This window comes from Streptomyces sp. NPDC028910, assembly GCF_055564955.1.
The window spans coordinates 216,584-233,244 of record NZ_JBVHVF010000004.1 but is presented as its reverse complement, the minus strand read 5'-3'; the positions used below and the strand labels follow the sequence as shown (position 1 = coordinate 233,244).

The following is a 16,661-nucleotide window of genomic DNA, read 5'->3' as shown; positions in this document are numbered from 1 at the left end:
CACCGTCTCAGACGCCAACGATGTGTACGCGACTGCCACACAGCTTCGTCATGTCGTCGACATCCGATGTCAGCAGAACGACGGGGCGACGCTGCCGCAAAGCGCCCTCCGCAACAGCCGCGTCAATTGCGTACTTGTGGCCGTGCAGGCCGGCCTCCATCAAGAGGGCCGAGGCAGCCCGCGCTTCCTCATCCCCCACGGAGATCACGCGTACGCCTGAAGGAGTTGGACAGGCCCTCACTGTCCAGGAGCAGGGTGCCTTCTCGGCTCAACGTGCGGCGGGCCACTCTTCGCCTTCCGCGAATACCTCGTCGAAGACACGCCGGGCTGCCTGCTGGGACTCTGCGGTCAGGGGGCCGCGCCTCTGCTCATAGTCGCCCAGGTATTCGTCGAGGACCTGACCTCGCAACTCACGCTCGACGGCTGCGGTGACGAAAGCGGAGAATTCACGCTTGCCCACACGCGAGCGGATCGCCTCCGCCGTCCCCTCGGGCAGCGACAGACTCACTCTTGCCGCAGGCCCCTCGCCGATGCCATACGTGTTCTCAGCCACCTTCCCAGAGTGTCAAAGAAGTAGGAAAGGATTCCCTCCGCACCGGGCGCTCGATCGCGCCACACCTCCGTGGGCGTCCGTGGACCCGCGCCCTAGCCTGGCGGTATGACCAGCGAGAGCAGTAGCGAGATCAGCGGCGACGACTTTCGTTCCACCCTGCATTCCCTGCGCGTGTGGGACGGTCCGTTGCCCGGGTTCGACGTCGCAGGGGCGCCCGGCGAGCCGGTGGCGTTGTTTCGGGAGTGGTTCGTGCATGCCGCGCGGGCCGGGCAGTTGGAGCCGCACACGATGAGCCTGGCGACGGTGGACGGCGCGGGGCGGCCCGATGTGCGGACCCTGATGCTGCACGACGTCGACGCGCGGGGCTGGCACTTCGCCTCGCACGCCACCAGTGCCAAGGGCATGCAGCTGGCCGCGCAGCCGCAGGCGGCGCTCGGGTTCTACTGGCCGACCGTGGCCCGGCAGGTCCGGCTCCGGGGCCCGGTCACCGCCTGCGGGCCCGAGGAGAGCCGGGCGGACCTGGCGGTCCGCTCGCAGGGCGCGCTCGCCGCCGCGCTCACGGGGCGGCAGAGCGAGGTGCTCGGCTCCACGGAGGAGCTGGCGCGGGCCTCGGCGGCCGCCTGGGAGCGGGCCGGAGCCGAGCCGGACGCCCCGGCTCCGACCTGGACGCGGTACGTACTGGACCCCGCCGAGGTCGAGTTCTTCCAGGGCGACGCCGCCCGCCGCCACACCCGGCTGCGCTACCGCCGCGCCGCCGACGGCTCCTGGGTCCGCGAGCTGCTCTGGCCCTGAACCGGGAGGAGGCGCCGTACGCGGCCCGCCGGAGGTCAGTCCGGCGCCGGCCGGAAGACCGCCACCCGCACCCCGTCCGCCGGTTCGCGGAAGGTGACCGTCAGGGGCATGCCGATGCGGAGGTCGGCCGGCTCGCAGGCCACCACCTCGGTCATCATCCGCGGGCCCTCCGCCAGGTCGACCACCGCCGCCGTGTACGGGACGCGCGTGCCGAACGGCGGGAGGTCGTTGCGGTGGATCACCGACCAGGTGTAGAGGGTCGCCCGGCCGCTCGCCGGCTCCCACGTCACCCGGTCCTCCCCGGCCCAGCAGAACGGGCAGAACTCGCGCGGGTAGTGGTGCGCCCGCCCGCAGTCCGCGCAGCGCCGCAGCAGGAGCCGGCCCTGCGCCGCCGCGTCCCAGTAGGGGCGGGTGAAGTCGTCCGCCTCCGGGAGGTCGTACCGCGCCGTGCCGCTCACAGGAACAGTCCGATCGCCGCGTCGAGCGACCATGTCTGCCAGGACATGGCAAGGAGCGCGACGAGCGAGATGAGCGCCATCATCGCGTTCTGGCCCTGCTCGGCCCAGTCGTGGATCATCAGCACCAGGTACAGCAGGTTCAGCAGCAGCCCGCCGACCAGTGCGATCGGGGTCAGGAGGCCGAGCACCAGACCCAATCCGAGCGCGAGTTCCGCGTAGACGACGACGTACGCCATCGTCTTCGGCCGCGGCGCGACGACCCGTTGGAAGCCGCCCTTGACGAAGGTCCAGCGGTGCTTGTTCGCGACGTCGGCGGCCCATGCGATGCCGGTGCCGCGCTCGAACCAGCCCTTCTTGTCCTTGTGCCGCCAGCTCTCCAGCCACCACAGGCCGAGGCCTATCCGGAGCACGGCGAGCCACTCGGCGCCACTGAGCCAGACGGTCTGCATCGGCAGCCCCACCCCTCGGTCCTCTTACCTGACGGAACGTCAGTTCAGCGGATGCGGGGCGAGCGCGCAAGACCTCGGCCGGGCCCTACGGGTTCGCGAAGAGCCCGCCGTAGCCGCTGACGCCCTCGGCGGAGGCGCCGGCCGCGCGCAGAGCGGCCCAGAGGAGGACCTGGTTGGCGGTGAGGACCGGGCGGCCGAGGGTGGTCTCCAGTGCCTCGATCACGCCGACCGCCCGGAAGCCGTTGCCTCCGATGACGACCGCTTCGACCTCGTCCGGAACGTACGAGGCCACCCAGTCGTGCAGGGCACGCGGCCGGATGAGCGGCTGACCGCTGGGCAGGCCGCACGGGGCGGCGTACGGGACCTCGAATCCGGCCTCCCCGTAGTAGTCCCGGCCCAGCTCGCTCAGCTCGGCGCCGAACCACGGCGGATCGACGAGGCCGAGCCGCGTGACGCCCAGGCCGCGCAGCGCCTCGACCGTCGCGGCGCAGGTGGCGACCACCGGCAGGCCGTGGGCGCGGGCCGAGAGGCGGGCCAGCATCTGCGCCTCGCCGCGCACCCCGATCACGTACGCGGAGCTGGTGAAGGCGAAGGCGATCGCCGCCACCGGCGCGGCCGCCAGCAGTTCGGCGGCCTCGTCCACGCCCGGCGGCTCGGCGAAGGCCCGTAGCGGGGCGAGCGGAACGGTGGGGGCCATCGAGCCGCCCGGCCCCATCGCGCTGAACGGCACGCGGGCGGCGTGCAGGCCCACATCGGCCGGGGCCATGGCGCGCAGTTCCGACTCGGGTCCGACATCGGCGTGCGGGGTAAGGACACCCAGGCGGACGCGTACGTCCCAGCCGTCGGGTCGCCACATCGGTACCAGCTCCTTTCCTCCCCCCGTGGACCCGGACCCCCGCGGACCGCCCACCCTGTCAGCGGGCGGGCGCTCCGGCGACAAGCCGCGCCGCAAACCCGCCGTGACCGATCCGCAATCGATTCCCTCCTTGTCCGAGACCCATCAACCCAGCGTGGCGATACGATCACACCTCATGTCCGGACTCCCCTCAGCACCCGACCTGACCACCCAGCCCCGCCCCGTGTACGTCATCGGGGCCGGCCCCGGCGGCCTCGCCGCGGCCGCCGCCCTGCGCGCCCGCGGGGTCCGCGCGGTCGTCGTCGAAAAGTCCGACTCGGTCGGCGCGTCCTGGCGGCGCCACTACGACCGGCTCCACCTGCACACCACGCGCCGGCTGTCCGCCCTCCCCGGCCTGGCCATGCCGCGCCGCTTCGGGCGCTGGGTCTCGCGCGACGACGTCGTGCGCTACCTGGAGAAGTACGCCGAGTTCCACGAGCTGGAACTCGTCACGGGCGTCGAGGTGACCCGGATCGAGCCCGCCCCGGAGGGTGAGGACGGCTGGATCCTGCACGCCACCGGCGGGCGGGTGCTGGCCGCCGCGGCCGTCGTCGTCGCCACCGGGTACAACCACACGCCCGCGCTCCCCGACTGGCCGGGCCTGGACACGTACGGCGGCCGGCTGCTGCACGCGGCCGACTACCGCGCCCCGCAGCCGTACACGGGCCAGGACGTCCTCGTCGTCGGCGTCGGCAACACCGGCGCCGAGATAGCCGTCGACCTCGGCGAGGGCGGCGCGGCGCGGGTGCGGCTCGCCGTGCGCACGCCCCCGCACATCATGCGCCGCTCCACCGCCGGCTGGCCGGCCCAGCGCAGCGGGATCCTCGTACGACGGCTGCCGGTGCGGCTCGTGGACCGGCTGGGCGCGCTCGTCGCCAGGGCGTCCGTCCCGGACCTGTCGGCGTACGGGCTTCCGCGCCCCGCCACCGGCCTCTACAGCAGGGTCACGGAGGGGGCGATCCCGGTGCAGGACGTCGGCCTGATCGACGCGGTGCGCAGCGGCACGGTGGAGCCGGTGGCCGCCGTCGAGTCCTTCGACGGCGGCGAGGTGGTGCTGGCGGACGGCTCGCGGATCACCCCGGACGCGGTGATCGCGGCCACCGGGTACCGCCGCGCGCTGGAGGGGCTGGTCGGCCACCTCGGAGTGCTGGACGAGCGGGGCCGGCCCCGTACGCACGGCGCCCGCAGCCCCGAGCAGGCCCGCGGCCTGTACTTCACCGGCTTCACCAACCCGATCAGCGGGATGCTGCGGGAGATGGCCCTGGACGCGGAGAGAATCGCCAAGGCCCTGGCCCGGCGGCCGGCCGGATAGAGGGCCCGGCCCCGGAAGCCCGCCCGGCGGACGGCCGGGCAGAGGGCCCGTAGCCCGGAGCCCGGAGGCCTGCCCGGGACAGGCCGGGCAAGAGGGCCGCGCCGCCCGCCTCCCCCGGCCGGAAAGGCACTCTGGACCCGCCCCTGCGGATCTGCCACCGTTCGACACATCACCTCCACCAGCTTTCCTGCTGCAGCCCTGTTCCTGACGACACGTCAGTTCAGTAATCTGACTACACGTCAGTTATCGAGTTCCATCGAGGTTCATCGAGCAGGAGCGGGCGGAACGATGCTTGGATCTACTCACGGCACCCTCACCACCGACTTCCGCGCACGTGTCGAGGCCTGCGGGGAGTCCCCCAGGACGGCCGTCCACTCGTCGGCCGCACCCTCCGCCGACGACGCGGTCGCCGTCGACGTCAGCGGACGGCCGCTGCACGCCGACGTGCCCGACCTGGACCGGTTCTTCCGGCCCGAGTCCGTGGCCGTCATCGGCGCCTCCGACGCCGAGGGCAGACCGAACACCGGCATCACCCGCCAGCTCATCGCCTGGGCGGAGCGCGTCGGCGCCCGGATCCACCCCGTGCACCCCACCCGCCCCACCGTCTTCGGGCTGACCTGCCACCCCACCGTGGCCGAGCTGCCCGAACAGGTGGACCTCGCCGTCCTCCTCGTCGCCGACCCGCTTCCGGTCATCGAGGAACTGGCCGAGACCAAGGTGAGGTTCGCCGTCGCCTTCGCCTCCGGCTTCGCCGAGACCGGCGACGCGGGCGCCGCCGCCCAGGACCGGCTCGGCGCCGCCGTCCGGCGCTCCGGCCTGCGCCTCCTCGGCCCCAACACCAACCTCAACGCCTTCGAGGAGTTCCGCGACGACCTCGACGGCCCGGCGATCGCCCTGATCACCCAGTCCGGGCACCAGGGCAGGCCCATCTACACCCTCCAGGAGCTGGGGATACGGCTCTCCCACTGGGCGCCGACCGGCAACGAGGCCGACCTGGAGACCTCCGACTTCATCTCCTACTTCGCCGAGCAGCCCGAGGTCGGGGCCATCGCCTGCTACGTGGAAGGCCTCAAGGACGGCCGGTCCTTCCTGCTCGCCGCCGACCGGGCCGCACGCAACGGGGTCCCCGTCGTCGCCGTCAAGGTCGGCCGCACCGAGACCGGCGCCCGCATGGCCGCCTCCCACACCGGGAAGCTGACCGGCGCCGACACCGTCGTGGACGCCGCCATGCGCCAGTTCGGTGTCATCCGCGTCGACGGGCTGGACGAGCTCCAGGACACGGCCGCACTGCTCGCCCGGGCCCGCAAGCCGAAGGCCGACGGGGTCGTCGTCTACTCCATCTCCGGCGGCACCGGCGCCCACTTCTCCGACCTGGCCACCGAGGCGGGCCTGAGCCTGCCCACCCTCTCCCGGGCCAAGCAGGACGAGCTCCACCAGTGGATCCCGAAGTACCTGAACGTCGCCAACCCCGTCGACAACGGCGGCCACCCGGTCGGCGACTGGCGCGGCCGGAAGATCATCGACGCGATCCTCGCCGACCCGTCCGTCGGCGTCCTCATCTGCCCCATCACCGGCCCCTTCCCCCCGATGAGCGACAAGCTCGCGCAGGACCTGGTGGACGCGGCGGAGCGGAGCGACAAACTGATCTGCGTGATCTGGGGCTCCCCCGTCGGCACCGAGGACGCCTACCGCACCACCCTCCTCGGCTCCTCCCGCGTGGCCACCTTCCGTACCTTCGGCAACTGCATCACCGCCGTACGGGCCTACCTCGGCCACCACCGCTTCACCGCCGGATACCGCTCGCCCTTCGAGGACGCGCCGCGCACGCCCTCGCCCTCGTACCGCAAGGCGCAGGCCCTCATGCGGCCGGGACAGCAGCTCAGCGAGCACGCGGCGAAGCAGCTCCTGCGGGCCTACGGGATACGGGTCCCCCGCGAGCAGCTGGTGACCAGCGCGGCCGCGGCGGTGCGCGCGGCCGGACTGGTCGGCTACCCGGTGGTGATGAAGGCCTCGGGCCCGCAGCTCGGCCACAAGACCGAACTCGGCCTCGTGAAGATCGGCCTGACCTCGGCCAGCCAGATCCGCGACGCGTACCGCGAACTCACCGACATAGCCCGCTACGAGAACGTCCCCCTGGACGGCATCCTGGTCTGCCAGATGGTGGAGCGGGGGGTGGAGATGGTCGTCGGCGTCACCCAGGACGACCTCTTCGGCCCGACGGTGACGGTGGGCCTCGGCGGGGTCCTGGTGGAGGTGCTGCACGATGCGGCGGTCCGCGTCCCGCCGTTCGGCGAGGACCAGGCCCGCGCGATGCTCACGGAACTGCGCGGCCATGCGCTCCTGGAAGGCGTACGGGGAGCGCCCCCGGCCGACGTGGACGCCCTGGTGGAGGTCATCCTCCGGATCCAGCGAATGGCACTGGAACTCGGCGACGCACTCTCCGAACTGGACATCAACCCCCTGATGGTCCTGCCCCGCGGCCAGGGGGCGGTGGCGTTGGACGCCCTCGCCATCTGCCGCTGACCCCCGGCGAGGCTGAAAGATCGGGGCTCCGCCCCGGACCCCGCGCCTCAAACTCCCCCAGACTCCGTCGGGGGGGACCCCCTGGCGGGGCTGAGATGGAACAGGAGTGCACCCATGACCCGCGCCCCCGAGGACCACGTCCTGCACCGCACCGAGAACAACGTCTCCTGGATCACCCTCAACCGCCCGGAGGCCATGAACGCCCTCACCCACGACCAGCGCGAGCGGATCATCACCCTGCTCGCCGACGCCTCCGCCGACCCCGCCGTCCGCGCCGTCGTCATCACCGCCACCGGCAAGGGCTTCTGCGCGGGCGCCGACCTGCGCGGAGCGCCCGGCGGGGCCGGCGACCGGATCGCCGGCGACGTGGCCCGCATGATCCGCCTCGGCGCGCAGCGCCTGATCACCGCCGTGCTCGACTGCGAGAAGCCGGTCGTCGCCGCCGTCAACGGCACGGCCGCCGGCCTCGGCGCGCACCTCGCCCTCGCCTGCGACCTCGTCATCGCCGCCGAACCGGCACGTTTCATCGAGGTGTTCGTCCGCCGCGGCCTGGTCCCCGACGGCGCCGGCGCGTACCTGCTCCCCCGCCTCGTCGGCCCGCAGAAGGCCAAGGAGCTGATGTTCTTCGGTGACGCCGTCCCCGCGGCCGACGCCGAGCGCCTCGGCCTGGTCAACAAGGTGGTCCCCGCCGAGGAGCTGGAGGCGGCCGCCCGCGCGTGGGCCGAGCGGCTCGCCCAGGGCCCCACCCGGGCCCTGGCCCTGACGAAGCAGCTGGTCAACGCCTCCCTGGACGGTGACCGGGCGGCCGCACTGGCCGCCGAGGCCACCGCTCAGGAGATCAACATGACCACGGCCGACGCGAACGAGGGCGTGGCCGGCTTCGTGGAGCGCCGCACGCCCAAGTACCTCGGCCGCTGAGCGACACGCCGGACACCCCCTAGGTCTGCGGGTTCGGCTTCAGCAGCGCGAACACGGCCCCGGCCGGGTCCGAGGCCCACGCGATCCGGCCGACGTCCGGCACGTCCTCCGCCGGCATCAGGACCGCGCCGCCGTTCCCCTCGATCGTCGAGACGGTCGCGTCCACGTCCGTCACGTGGAAGTACGGCACCCAGCGCGGCACCATGCTCGACCCGGCGCCCGCGCCCTCCCCCTGTTCGGCGACCCCGCCGAAGGAGGTGTCCTGCATGTCGCCCTCGGCGGTGCTCAGCACCCGGTACGTCATGCCGGGCGCTTCCATCTCGGCGTACCGCCACTCGAAGAGCCCGGAGTAGAACGCGATGGCGGCCTCGGGACGGGGTACGTGGAGCTCCACCCACACCAGCGAGTTCTCCTCGGAGGCGAGCTGCAAGCCGGCGGTCTTCCCGGGCTGCCAGCACGCGAAGTCGGCGCCCTGCGGGTCGGTGAACTGCGCCAGCCAGCCCTCGCCCATGACGTCCATGGGCTCCGTCCGGACCCGCCCGCCACCGGCCCTGACGGCCTCGGTCGTGGCCTGGATGTCGGGGCTCTTGAAGTACACCGTCCAGGCGGACGTCGCCCCTTCCTCGGTGAGCGGCCCGAGCGCGGCGACGGTCTTCCCGTTCCGCTGGAAGAAGCCGTACCCGCCCGCCTCGGGCCCGGCGGAGGCGAAGTCCCAGCCGAGGACGGCGCCGTAGAACGCGGCGGCCGCGCCCGTGTCGGGACTGCCGAGGTCGAGCCAGTTGGGTGAGCCGGTACGGAAGTCGGTGCCGAGCATGGGGGTCCTCCCGGGGGTACGGCGACGGTACGAGGTCGCTGCCACGATGCCGAGCCTCCCCCCCGCGCCCGGGCGTACGGACGCACGGAGGCGGGGCGTTTCACCCGTGCGGGCGTATCGGGGGCCGCAAGGCGGCGGCCCTCCCTCCCGGCGGGGCGCCCCCGCCCGCTTCAGCTTCCGACGCGTTCCAGCGCCGGCAGGAACTGGTCGTAGAAGCTCACCTTGAGCCCCAGCGAGCGCTGCTCCGCCTCCTTGAAGCAGTCGGCGGCCCCTTCGCCCTCCCGGTCGAACAACTCCCGCAGCCGGTTGCCCAGCCGGTCGGAGTGGTTGGTGGCCAGCAGGGACACGTTCTCCAGCGAGTACTTCTTGGCGTCGTGCCAGTGGTGCGGATAGTAGAAGCGCGAGCGGTTCTCGCCGTCGCGCGTCAGCAGGGGCTCCATGCGCTCCCACAGCCGCCCGTACTCCACGGAGACCAGGATCTCGCCCCAGAACCGCAGGATCGTCAACAGTCGCAGGTCGGGGCGGTCACGGCCGCCCGCTTCGGCGATCAGGCCGAAGGTGTCCTCGATGACCCGCTTCGTCGCCGCCGTCGGCCTCGACTGGACGAGGGCCGCCCTGGAGACCCCGAGCTGGAGCATGTCGTCCGTCATGTCCTCGCGGTGCGACTTCTTGTGCCCGCGGTCGTCCGGGTACTCCTCGCGCAGGATGGCCCGGGCGATCCGCAGCCCCGTCTCGTCCTGCAGGAGGTCGATCGCCAGGTCGTAGGCCGGGGTGAAGGCGAGGGACACGAAGCGCCGCTGGAGCAGGATCTCGGCGAATTCCTCCTCCGGGAGCCGCGTGATGTTCGCGAGCACCGGGTGCTGCTTGTACTGCTCGATCAGTTCGTCCTCGAACGTGTCCAGTTCCCGCACGGCCGTAGCCCTTCTTCCGGATCAATAGCTGGAGTCGATCGACCGCGCCGGGTCGCGCAGGTCCACCGCGCGACCGATGCCCCATAAGGTGTCCAGCTCTTTCTGCACCTGCCGGCCCATCACGGTGTCGCACCCCTCTATCTCGATCTGAGGGGAATGGATGGCGAGCTGCCCGTGCAGGAACGAGCTGACCAGATAGCGCTCGTCGGCCTTGTAGACGGCGATCGACGGCAGGGAGTTGTAGATCTGCACCTTGAGCTTGCTCCGGAGCCGCTGCGGAAGGCGGTCATGGACCGTACTGAGGATGTCCAGGCTCGCGTTCACGTCCACCCTCCTGCTCGTGTCGCGCAACGCCTGGTCCCGCAGGTCCGCCACGGCGGACTTCGGGTGCAGCAGCAGGATGCGCACCTCGACGTTCCGCTCCGTGATGGCCTTCTCCAGCTCTTCGTCAAGAGCGCCGAGGTTGGGGATCCAGGTCTGCAGGATGGCCACCTCGCGCCGCGCGTCTCCCACGAGCCGTTTGAACTCCTCGTCGGAGAAGCTCGGGTGCACCTTCGTCACGCCGCGGTAGTGCTGGCGCCGGAGCTCGCCCGTCAGGCCGTCGAGGGTGAGGCCGGAGATCTGCGTGTTGATGGTGTCGAGCACCTTCAGGCGGTCGACCTCCATCAGGAGGAACAGCGTGACCGTGCTCAGAATGAGCAGCGTGATCTTCGGGAGCGTGCCCCCGGGGGCCATCTTGTCGAGCCATCCGAGGAGGTCGGCGAGCACGACCAGGATGCCCGCCGCCGCCACCGCGCACAGTGAGATCCGCTCGGCCCGGTTGCGAAAGCCGTTGCCCATGACCACTCCAGCCACCGACGTCGTTGTCGTTGGCCACGACCTTACACACGCCCTGCGGTGCGTGTGATGCGGCGTCATGTCTGCTGCGTCACAGGCGAGTTGATCATGCCGGTGTCCGCTCGCGCGTCCTCTTCAGGCCGGTACGTCACGCGTGCTTTCGCCGCAGGATCCACATCCCCCCTTGATCCGGGTCGCCGACGATCTGGAACAGCTCCGGGTGCGCCACGGTCCCGGCGACCTCCCACTCCTCGCTCCAGCCGTCGCAGCCGTCGACCATCAGGTCGACCCCGGCCCGCTGGTTGAACCGGGGGTCGGCCGGCCGCTCCGCCCAGGTGCCGGTCCCGGTGCAGTGCGTCACGGCGCCGCGGAAGTGATACACCGGCATCGCCTCGACCGAGACCTCGCCGCCCTCGTGGAGCCGGACCACCCCGCCTTCCATGCCGCGCCACTCGCCGACGTACTGCGCACGCTCCAGGCGGGGCGGCTGGTACGCGCCGAAGACGCCCTCGCCGAACACGGCGAACCCTCCGACCAGGGTGACCAGCGCGAGCGCGCCGGCGACGAGGCCCGTCGTCCTGACGACCGCCGTGTCCGAGCTGTTCCTGCGGATCGCGTGACGCGCGATCAGCAGCGGGACGACGCCGCTCCCCGCGATCACGGCCCAGACGGCGAGGTACGAACTTCCCGACGGGCAGAGGAGCAGCGCACAGGCCGCCGACGAGGCGAGCAGCCAGGCCACCGCGGCCGCTTCGCGGCCGGTCCGGCGGGCCAGCGCGAGCGCGGGCCGGGTGAAGACCAGGGCGTGGGCGAAGCCGAAGGGCAGCAGCAGGAGCGGGGTGATCACGAACGCGATCGGGAGGAAGAGGACGGCTCCGATGCCCCAGCCTTGGCCGTAGTCCTCACTCGGAGCCGCGGTGACCATCCAGAGGGACAGCCCGATCAGCAGCTCCCCGGTGGCGGCCACCTCCGCTCCCGGCGCCGACCCCCACCAGCCCCGCTCCCGGACCGCCGGCCCCTGCGTCACCTGCGCCATTACGCCCACCCGCCCTTGTTTGAACGCGTTCAGCACTCTCGGAACCGGACCCTACACCCGACCCTTGAACACGTTCAACGAGGGGCACCCTCGCCCGCCCTCACCCACCCCTTCCTATCTGACGAACCGTCAGCTTCAATCGTGGGTGTGATGGGACATGCAGGGATGGCGGCCACCGTCGTCCGATACCTCAGGTCAGTCGGCTCCCCCACCTCCGCCGCGGCGGAGCCGGGGTCCGAGCCCGTCGACGCCCTGCCGCGCCCCGATCTGCGGGCCGTCGGCGAGGACGAGCGCGCGCCGGTCGGTCCCGCCGAGTTCCGTGCCGTGCTCGGGAACTTCGCCAGCGGGGTCACCGTCATCACCGCACCGCCCGGCGAGGACGAGGACGGCCCGGCCGGCTTCGCCTGCCAGTCCTTCGCCTCGCTGTCCCTCGACCCGCCCCTGGTCACCTTCATGGTGGCCCGTACGTCGACCACCTGGCCGCGGATCGCCCGCGCCGGGGTGTTCTGCGTCAACATCCTCGGCGCCCAACAGGGCGAACTGTGCCGGTCCTTCGCCGTCAGCGGCGCGGACAAGTTCGCGGGCGTGACCCACGCCCCCGCCCCCGTCACCGGGTCACCCCGGCTCGACGCCGTGCCCGCCTGGATCGACTGCCGGATCCACGCCGTGCACACCGGCGGCGACCACCTCATCGTCGTGGGCCGGGTGGTGGCCATGGGCGCGGCCGGCGAGGGCGAACCGCTCCTCTTCCACAAGGGCCGCTTCGGCCGCTTCAGCGACTGAATCGGAGCCGGGCAGCGGAACCGGGCAGTGGAACCGGGCAGCGGAACCCGGCAAGCGGCGCCCGGACGTGCGCGCGTGCGCACGGCCCGGGCGCGCCCGCGCGGCCGAGGTCAGAAGGTGAGCACCCCGCGCGCCACCCGCCCGTGGTGGGCGTCGTCGACGGCCTTGGCGAAGTCCTCGACCGGGTAGACCTCCGTCACGAGCTCGTCCAGCAGGAGCTTGCCCTGCCGGTAGAGCTCCGCGTACAGCGCGATGTCGCGCTGCGGGCGCGAGGACCCGTACCGGCAGCCCATGATCGTCTTGTCCAGGTACAGGGACGAGACGAGGAAGGACGCCTCCTCCGTGAATCCGGGCACGCCGAGCAGGACGGCCTGACCGTGCCGGTCCAGGAGGTCGACGGCCTGGCGGATCAGCTTGACGTTGCCCACGCACTCGAAGGCGTGGTCGGCGCCCGCCGGCAGGATCTCGCGCACCGCCGCCGAAGAGTCGGCCCCGGCCGACGCGTCGACGAAGTGCGTGGCCCCGAACTGCCGGGCCACCGCCTCCTTCGCCGGGTTCGCGTCCACCGCCACGATCGTCGTGGCCCCCGCGATCCTGGCCCCCTGGAGCACGTTCAGCCCGATCCCCCCGGTACCGATCACGACCACCGACTCGCCGCGGTCGACCTTCGCCCGGTTCAGCACCGCCCCCACTCCCGTGAGCACCCCGCAGCCGATGAGCGCGGCCGACGTCAACGGGATGTCCTCGGGGATCTTCACGGCCTGCACGGCCTTGACGAGCGTGCGCTCCGCGAAGGCGGAGTTGGAGGCGAACTGGAACAGTGGCTTCCCGCCCCGCGAGAACGGCTGCCCGGGCATCCCGATGGCCTTGCGGCACATCGTCGGCCGGCCCCGGTCGCAGTCGGCGCAGGCTCCGCAGTTGGCGAGGGTGGACAGCGACACGTGATCGCCCGGCGCCACGTGGGTGACGCCCGGGCCCACCGCTTCCACCACCCCCGCGCCCTCGTGCCCCAGCACCACCGGCGGCGGGAACGGAATCGTCCCGTCGATCACCGACAGGTCGCTGTGGCAGAGTCCCGCGGCCCCTATCGCGACGAGCACCTCCCCCGGGCCGGGTTCGCGGATCTCCAGGTCGTCGACCACCTGGGCCTGCTTGCCGTCGAACACGACGCCTCTCACCTGGGCTCCTTAGGCAGGCCGAGCACGCGCTCGGCGATGATGTTGCGCTGGATCTCGTCCGAGCCGCCGTAGATCGTGTCGGCGCGGGTGAACAGGAACAGGCGCTGTTCCTCGTCGAGTCCGCGTTCGTACGGGACCCCGGGCGCCCAGGCCGCCGGTCCGGCGGTGGCCGCCGCACCGCGGACCTCCACCGCCAGCTCGCCGAGCCGCCGGTGCCACCCGCCCCACAGCAGCTTCGCCACGCTCGGCGCGCCCGGATCGTCCGTGGCGCTGGCGCCGAGGGTCCGCAGCGCGTTCCACCGCATCGTGCGCAGCTCGGCCCACTGGCGTACGAGGCGCTCCCTCAGGGCCGGATCCGGCGCGCCCGAAGCCGCCCGCGCCGCGTACGCGGCCAGTACGCGCTCCAGTTCCGCCGCGAACCCGATCTGCTGGACCAGCGTCGAGACCCCCCGCTCCAGGGCGAGCAGGCCCATGGCCACGGTCCAGCCGTCGCCCTCGCCGCCGACGACCTCGGCCGCCACCGCCCCGTCGAGGAACACCTCGTTGAACTCCGAGGTCCCCGTCATCTGCCGGATCGGGCGGACCTCGACGCGGCCCGGCTGGTCCATCCGTACGAGCAGGAACGACAGCCCGCGGTGGCGCCGCGAGCCGGGCTCGGTGCGGCCCAGGACGAAGCACCAGTCGGCGTCCCGGGCCAGCGAGGTCCAGATCTTCTGCCCGGTGACCCGGAAGAGCCCGTCGGCACGGTCCCGTACCGCGGCCGTACGGATCCCCGCGAGGTCGGAGCCGGCGCCCGGCTCGCTGTAGCCCTGGCACCACAGCTCCTCGCCCCGCGCGATGCCGGGCAGGAAGCGGTCCCGCTGGTCCTGGCTGCCGTACGCGAGCAGCGTGGGCGCGAGGAGGTTCTCCCCGATGTGGCCGACCCGGCCGGGCGCGCGCAGCGCCGCGTACTCCTCGGCCCACACCACCTGCCCGGTCAGCGAGAGCCGCCGCTGCCCGTACTCCCCGGCCGGGGCCTCCCAGCCCTGCCCGATCCAGCCGCCGCGGCCCAGCTCGCGCTCCCATGCCCGCCGCGCCTCGATCCCCTCGTGTTCGCTGCCGGGCCCGCCGAGGCCGATGACCTGCTCGTACGGGCCCACGAGGTGCTCCGTCAGCCACGCCCGGGCGTGCCCGCGCAGCTCCTCGTCCTCGGCCCCGAAGCTGAAGTCCATCCGGGCCGCCTAGGCGTTGGGGCGGTCCTTGGCGGCCGCCGCCTTGGCCATGGCCTCCAGCTGCGCCAGCATCGGCATCGGGTCGGTGCCCACCGTCCCGGGCAGGAAGTCGGCGATCTTCTCCGGTGTCCAGGAGCCCTCGGCGTATCCGGCGCGCAGCTCCCGCGGCTGCGCCCAGACGGCGATCTTCGGGCCGGCGATCGTGTAGACCTGCCCGGTGATCCGCTCGCCGGCGACGGCCACGGCCTTGTCGCTGAGCAGGTAGGTGACCAGCGCCGCCACGTCCTCGGGCTCGCCGATCTCCTTGAGCTCCATGGGGACGCCCGCCGACATGCGGGTGCGGGCGACGGGTGCGACGGCGTTGGCCGTCACCCCGTACTTGGCGAGGCCGAGCGCGGCGGACCGTACGAGCGAGATGATCCCGCCCTTGGCGGCGCTGTAGTTGGCCTGGGCGACGGACCCCTGGTGGTTGCCACTGGTGAAGCCGATCAGGGTGCCGGAGCCCTGCCTGCGCATGACGGCGGAGGCGGCGCGGAAGACGGTGAAGGTCCCCTTGAGGTGGGTGGCGACCACCGGGTCCCACTCCTCCTCGGACATGTTGAAGAGCATCCGTTCGCGCAGGATGCCGGCCACGCAGACGACGCCGTCGATGCGGCCGTACCGGGCGAGCGCGGTGTCGACGACGCGCTGTCCGCCCGCCATGGTGGAGATGTCGTCGGCGACGGCGACGGCCTCCCCGCCGGCGGCGAGGATCTCCTTCACCACGCCCTCGGCGATCTCGCTCGTCGGCTCCCCGCCCTCGATCCCGACGCCGTAGTCGTTGACGACGACCTTGGCACCCTCGGCGGCCGCGGCGAGTGCCACGGCCCGCCCGATGCCCCGGCCGGCGCCGGTGACGGCGACGACCTTGCCTGCCAAGAAGTTCCCCACGTCCGGCCCCTTCCCGCGTTTTCTGACGGACCGTTAGATTCTATGGGTAGTCGGATGGACCTGCACAAGCCCTCGTTGCCGTATCCACGCAAGGAGCTGTCGACGCCCATGACCCTGCCCGCCGAATTCCACGACATCGCCAAGCGCGTCAACAACTGGGGACGCTGGGGCGCCGACGACGAGATCGGCACCCTGAACCTGATCACCGACGAGGTCGTACGGGGCGCCGCGGCGCAGATCCGCAGCGGCCGCCGCGTCCCCCTGGCCCTGCCCCTCAAGGAGGACGGGGTCCAGGTCGGCATGATCCCCGGCCGGATCAACCCGCTGCACACGATGGTGCAGATCAACCAGGAGATCTTCGGGCCGGGCACGGTGGCGTGCAGCGACGACGCCGTGAGCATGGGCCTCCAGGCGGGCACCCACTGGGACGCCCTCACCCACGTCTCCCACTCGGGAAAGATCTACAACGGCCGCCCGGCGGGCACCATCACGGCGCACGGCCGGGCCGAGTTCAGCGGCATCGACAAGACCGGCCCCATCGTCTCGCGCGGGGTGCTCCTCGACGTCGCCCGCGCGAAGGGCGTGGACCGGCTGCCGGGGGACCACGCGGTGACCCCGGAAGACCTGGCGGAGGCGGAGGAGTTCGGCGGACTGACCGTGCGTCCCGGCGACATCGTCCTGGTCCGCACCGGCCAGATCCAGGTCTACCTGGCGGGCGACAAGCACGGCTACGGCTTCCCGTCCCCCGGGCTGTCCGTCCGGACCCCGGAGTGGTTCCACGCGCGGGACGTGGCGGCCGTCGCCAATGACACCCTGACCTTCGAGATCTTCCCGCCGGAGATAGAGAACCTGTGGCTCCCGGTCCACGCCCTCGACCTGGTCGAGATGGGCATGCACCAGGGCCAGAACTGGAATCTCGAAAAGTTGTCCACAGCCTGTGCAGAAGAGAACCGCTACACGTTCCTCCTCTCCGCGATGCCGGAGCCCTTCGTCGGCGGCACCGGCACCCCCGTGGCACCGGTGGCCGTCCTCTGAGGCCGGCGGGGCGGTTGACACGGACG

At 72.3% G+C, this 16,661-nt stretch carries 17 protein-coding genes and 1 pseudogene; 6 read left to right on the top strand and 12 right to left on the bottom strand.

Features of this window, described 5'->3' with window-relative positions; genetic code table 11:
• Positions 1–7: 7 nt before the first annotated feature.
• Positions 8–220: pseudogene (locus ACZ4TV_RS08030) on the bottom strand (DNA-binding protein); the annotation flags it as partial.
• Positions 221–268: 48 nt separating this feature from the next.
• The gene (locus ACZ4TV_RS08025; RefSeq protein WP_468131902.1) at positions 269–553 is read right to left on the bottom strand and encodes a hypothetical protein; all 285 of its coding nucleotides are present in this window, start codon (positions 551–553) and stop codon (positions 269–271) included.
• A gap of 105 nt (positions 554–658) precedes the next feature.
• On the opposite strand from ACZ4TV_RS08025, the gene ACZ4TV_RS08020 reads away from it, so the two are divergent.
• Positions 659–1,345: a pyridoxine/pyridoxamine 5'-phosphate oxidase gene (locus ACZ4TV_RS08020; protein ID WP_468131900.1), complete on the top strand. Its 687-nt coding sequence runs from the start codon at positions 659–661 to the stop codon at positions 1,343–1,345.
• 35 nt (positions 1,346–1,380) lie between these two features.
• Here ACZ4TV_RS08020 and ACZ4TV_RS08015 read toward each other — a convergent pair whose 3' ends face one another.
• The 3 genes from ACZ4TV_RS08015 to ACZ4TV_RS08005 form a co-directional block, all read right to left on the bottom strand.
• A complete protein-coding gene (locus tag ACZ4TV_RS08015) occupies positions 1,381–1,836 on the bottom strand; it encodes a Zn-ribbon domain-containing OB-fold protein (RefSeq protein WP_468131898.1) in 456 nt (151 codons plus the stop codon).
• Positions 1,800–2,252 carry a DoxX family membrane protein gene (locus ACZ4TV_RS08010; protein ID WP_468132262.1) on the bottom strand — a complete coding sequence of 151 codons (453 nt, stop codon included), beginning with the start codon at positions 2,250–2,252 and terminating at the stop codon, positions 1,800–1,802. The genes ACZ4TV_RS08015 and ACZ4TV_RS08010 overlap by 37 nt, the downstream gene beginning before the upstream one ends.
• An 85-nt stretch (positions 2,253–2,337) precedes the next feature.
• Entirely contained in the window at positions 2,338–3,108 is a 771-nt protein-coding gene (locus ACZ4TV_RS08005; protein ID WP_468131896.1) for a maleate cis-trans isomerase family protein, read from the bottom strand.
• A gap of 175 nt (positions 3,109–3,283) precedes the next feature.
• Between ACZ4TV_RS08005 and ACZ4TV_RS08000 the strand changes: the two genes are divergently transcribed.
• The 3 genes from ACZ4TV_RS08000 to ACZ4TV_RS07990 all read left to right on the top strand — a co-directional run bounded on the left by ACZ4TV_RS08000 (position 3,284) and on the right by ACZ4TV_RS07990 (position 7,900).
• Positions 3,284–4,459, top strand: coding sequence for a flavin-containing monooxygenase (locus ACZ4TV_RS08000; protein WP_468131894.1), 1,176 nt, complete (start codon positions 3,284–3,286; stop codon positions 4,457–4,459).
• A 288-nt stretch (positions 4,460–4,747) separates the two neighbouring features.
• Positions 4,748–6,982, top strand: coding sequence for an acetate--CoA ligase family protein (locus ACZ4TV_RS07995; protein ID WP_468131892.1), 2,235 nt, complete (start codon positions 4,748–4,750; stop codon positions 6,980–6,982).
• Between the two features lie 114 nt (positions 6,983–7,096).
• Positions 7,097–7,900 (top strand): enoyl-CoA hydratase/isomerase family protein, encoded by an 804-nt coding sequence (locus tag ACZ4TV_RS07990; RefSeq protein ID WP_468131890.1) that lies wholly within the window; start codon positions 7,097–7,099, stop codon positions 7,898–7,900.
• A 19-nt stretch (positions 7,901–7,919) separates the two neighbouring features.
• On the opposite strand, the gene ACZ4TV_RS07985 is transcribed toward ACZ4TV_RS07990, so the two are convergent.
• From ACZ4TV_RS07985 to ACZ4TV_RS07970, 4 genes are all read right to left on the bottom strand, one after another.
• Positions 7,920–8,714, bottom strand: coding sequence for a VOC family protein (locus tag ACZ4TV_RS07985; protein ID WP_468131888.1), 795 nt, complete (start codon positions 8,712–8,714; stop codon positions 7,920–7,922).
• Positions 8,715–8,884: 170 nt separating this feature from the next.
• Entirely contained in the window at positions 8,885–9,625 is a 741-nt protein-coding gene (locus tag ACZ4TV_RS07980; protein WP_468131886.1) for a hypothetical protein, read from the bottom strand.
• A gap of 21 nt (positions 9,626–9,646) precedes the next feature.
• Positions 9,647–10,465, bottom strand: coding sequence for a hypothetical protein (locus ACZ4TV_RS07975; RefSeq protein ID WP_468131884.1), 819 nt, complete (start codon positions 10,463–10,465; stop codon positions 9,647–9,649).
• A 145-nt stretch (positions 10,466–10,610) separates the two neighbouring features.
• Positions 10,611–11,498 (bottom strand): hypothetical protein, encoded by an 888-nt coding sequence (locus ACZ4TV_RS07970; RefSeq protein WP_468131882.1) that lies wholly within the window; start codon positions 11,496–11,498, stop codon positions 10,611–10,613.
• A 165-nt stretch (positions 11,499–11,663) separates the two neighbouring features.
• On the opposite strand from ACZ4TV_RS07970, the gene ACZ4TV_RS07965 reads away from it, so the two are divergent.
• Positions 11,664–12,281 (top strand): flavin reductase family protein, encoded by a 618-nt coding sequence (locus ACZ4TV_RS07965; RefSeq protein WP_468132260.1) that lies wholly within the window; start codon positions 11,664–11,666, stop codon positions 12,279–12,281.
• Between the two features lie 110 nt (positions 12,282–12,391).
• Here the strand turns inward: ACZ4TV_RS07965 and ACZ4TV_RS07960 are convergent, their stop codons facing one another.
• From ACZ4TV_RS07960 to ACZ4TV_RS07950, 3 genes are read right to left on the bottom strand one after another with little or no spacing between them, the layout of a single operon-like run.
• On the bottom strand, positions 12,392–13,459 hold the full coding sequence (locus ACZ4TV_RS07960; RefSeq protein ID WP_468131880.1) for a Zn-dependent alcohol dehydrogenase: 1,068 nt from the start codon (positions 13,457–13,459) through the stop codon (positions 12,392–12,394).
• The gene (locus ACZ4TV_RS07955) at positions 13,456–14,670 is read right to left on the bottom strand and encodes an acyl-CoA dehydrogenase family protein (RefSeq protein ID WP_468131878.1); all 1,215 of its coding nucleotides are present in this window, start codon (positions 14,668–14,670) and stop codon (positions 13,456–13,458) included. The genes ACZ4TV_RS07960 and ACZ4TV_RS07955 overlap by 4 nt, the downstream gene beginning before the upstream one ends.
• A 9-nt stretch (positions 14,671–14,679) precedes the next feature.
• Positions 14,680–15,600, bottom strand: coding sequence for an SDR family oxidoreductase (locus tag ACZ4TV_RS07950; protein WP_468131876.1), 921 nt, complete (start codon positions 15,598–15,600; stop codon positions 14,680–14,682).
• Positions 15,601–15,708: 108 nt separating this feature from the next.
• Here ACZ4TV_RS07950 and ACZ4TV_RS07945 point away from each other — a divergent pair, with 108 nt between their 5' ends.
• Positions 15,709–16,635, top strand: coding sequence for a cyclase family protein (locus ACZ4TV_RS07945; RefSeq protein ID WP_468131874.1), 927 nt, complete (start codon positions 15,709–15,711; stop codon positions 16,633–16,635).
• Positions 16,636–16,661: the final 26 nt, after the last annotated feature.

Bases quoted from the DNA above. Each gene is read 5' to 3' on its own strand.
- ACZ4TV_RS08020 (WP_468131900.1), top strand. From the start codon at position 659: ATGACCAGCGAGAGCAGTAGCGAGATCAGCGGCGACGACTTTCGTTCC.
- ACZ4TV_RS08015 (WP_468131898.1), bottom strand. From the start codon at position 1,836: ATGGTCGCTCGACGCGGCGATCGGACTGTTCCTGTGAGCGGCACGGCG.
- ACZ4TV_RS08010 (WP_468132262.1), bottom strand. From the start codon at position 2,252: ATGCAGACCGTCTGGCTCAGTGGCGCCGAGTGGCTCGCCGTGCTCCGG.
- ACZ4TV_RS08005 (WP_468131896.1), bottom strand. From the start codon at position 3,108: ATGTGGCGACCCGACGGCTGGGACGTACGCGTCCGCCTGGGTGTCCTT.
- ACZ4TV_RS08000 (WP_468131894.1), top strand. From the start codon at position 3,284: ATGTCCGGACTCCCCTCAGCACCCGACCTGACCACCCAGCCCCGCCCC.
- ACZ4TV_RS07995 (WP_468131892.1), top strand. From the start codon at position 4,748: ATGCTTGGATCTACTCACGGCACCCTCACCACCGACTTCCGCGCACGT.
- ACZ4TV_RS07990 (WP_468131890.1), top strand. From the start codon at position 7,097: ATGACCCGCGCCCCCGAGGACCACGTCCTGCACCGCACCGAGAACAAC.
- ACZ4TV_RS07985 (WP_468131888.1), bottom strand. From the start codon at position 8,714: ATGCTCGGCACCGACTTCCGTACCGGCTCACCCAACTGGCTCGACCTC.
- ACZ4TV_RS07975 (WP_468131884.1), bottom strand. From the start codon at position 10,465: ATGGGCAACGGCTTTCGCAACCGGGCCGAGCGGATCTCACTGTGCGCG.
- ACZ4TV_RS07970 (WP_468131882.1), bottom strand. From the start codon at position 11,498: ATGGCGCAGGTGACGCAGGGGCCGGCGGTCCGGGAGCGGGGCTGGTGG.
- ACZ4TV_RS07965 (WP_468132260.1), top strand. From the start codon at position 11,664: ATGGCGGCCACCGTCGTCCGATACCTCAGGTCAGTCGGCTCCCCCACC.
- ACZ4TV_RS07955 (WP_468131878.1), bottom strand. From the start codon at position 14,670: ATGGACTTCAGCTTCGGGGCCGAGGACGAGGAGCTGCGCGGGCACGCC.
- ACZ4TV_RS07945 (WP_468131874.1), top strand. From the start codon at position 15,709: ATGACCCTGCCCGCCGAATTCCACGACATCGCCAAGCGCGTCAACAAC.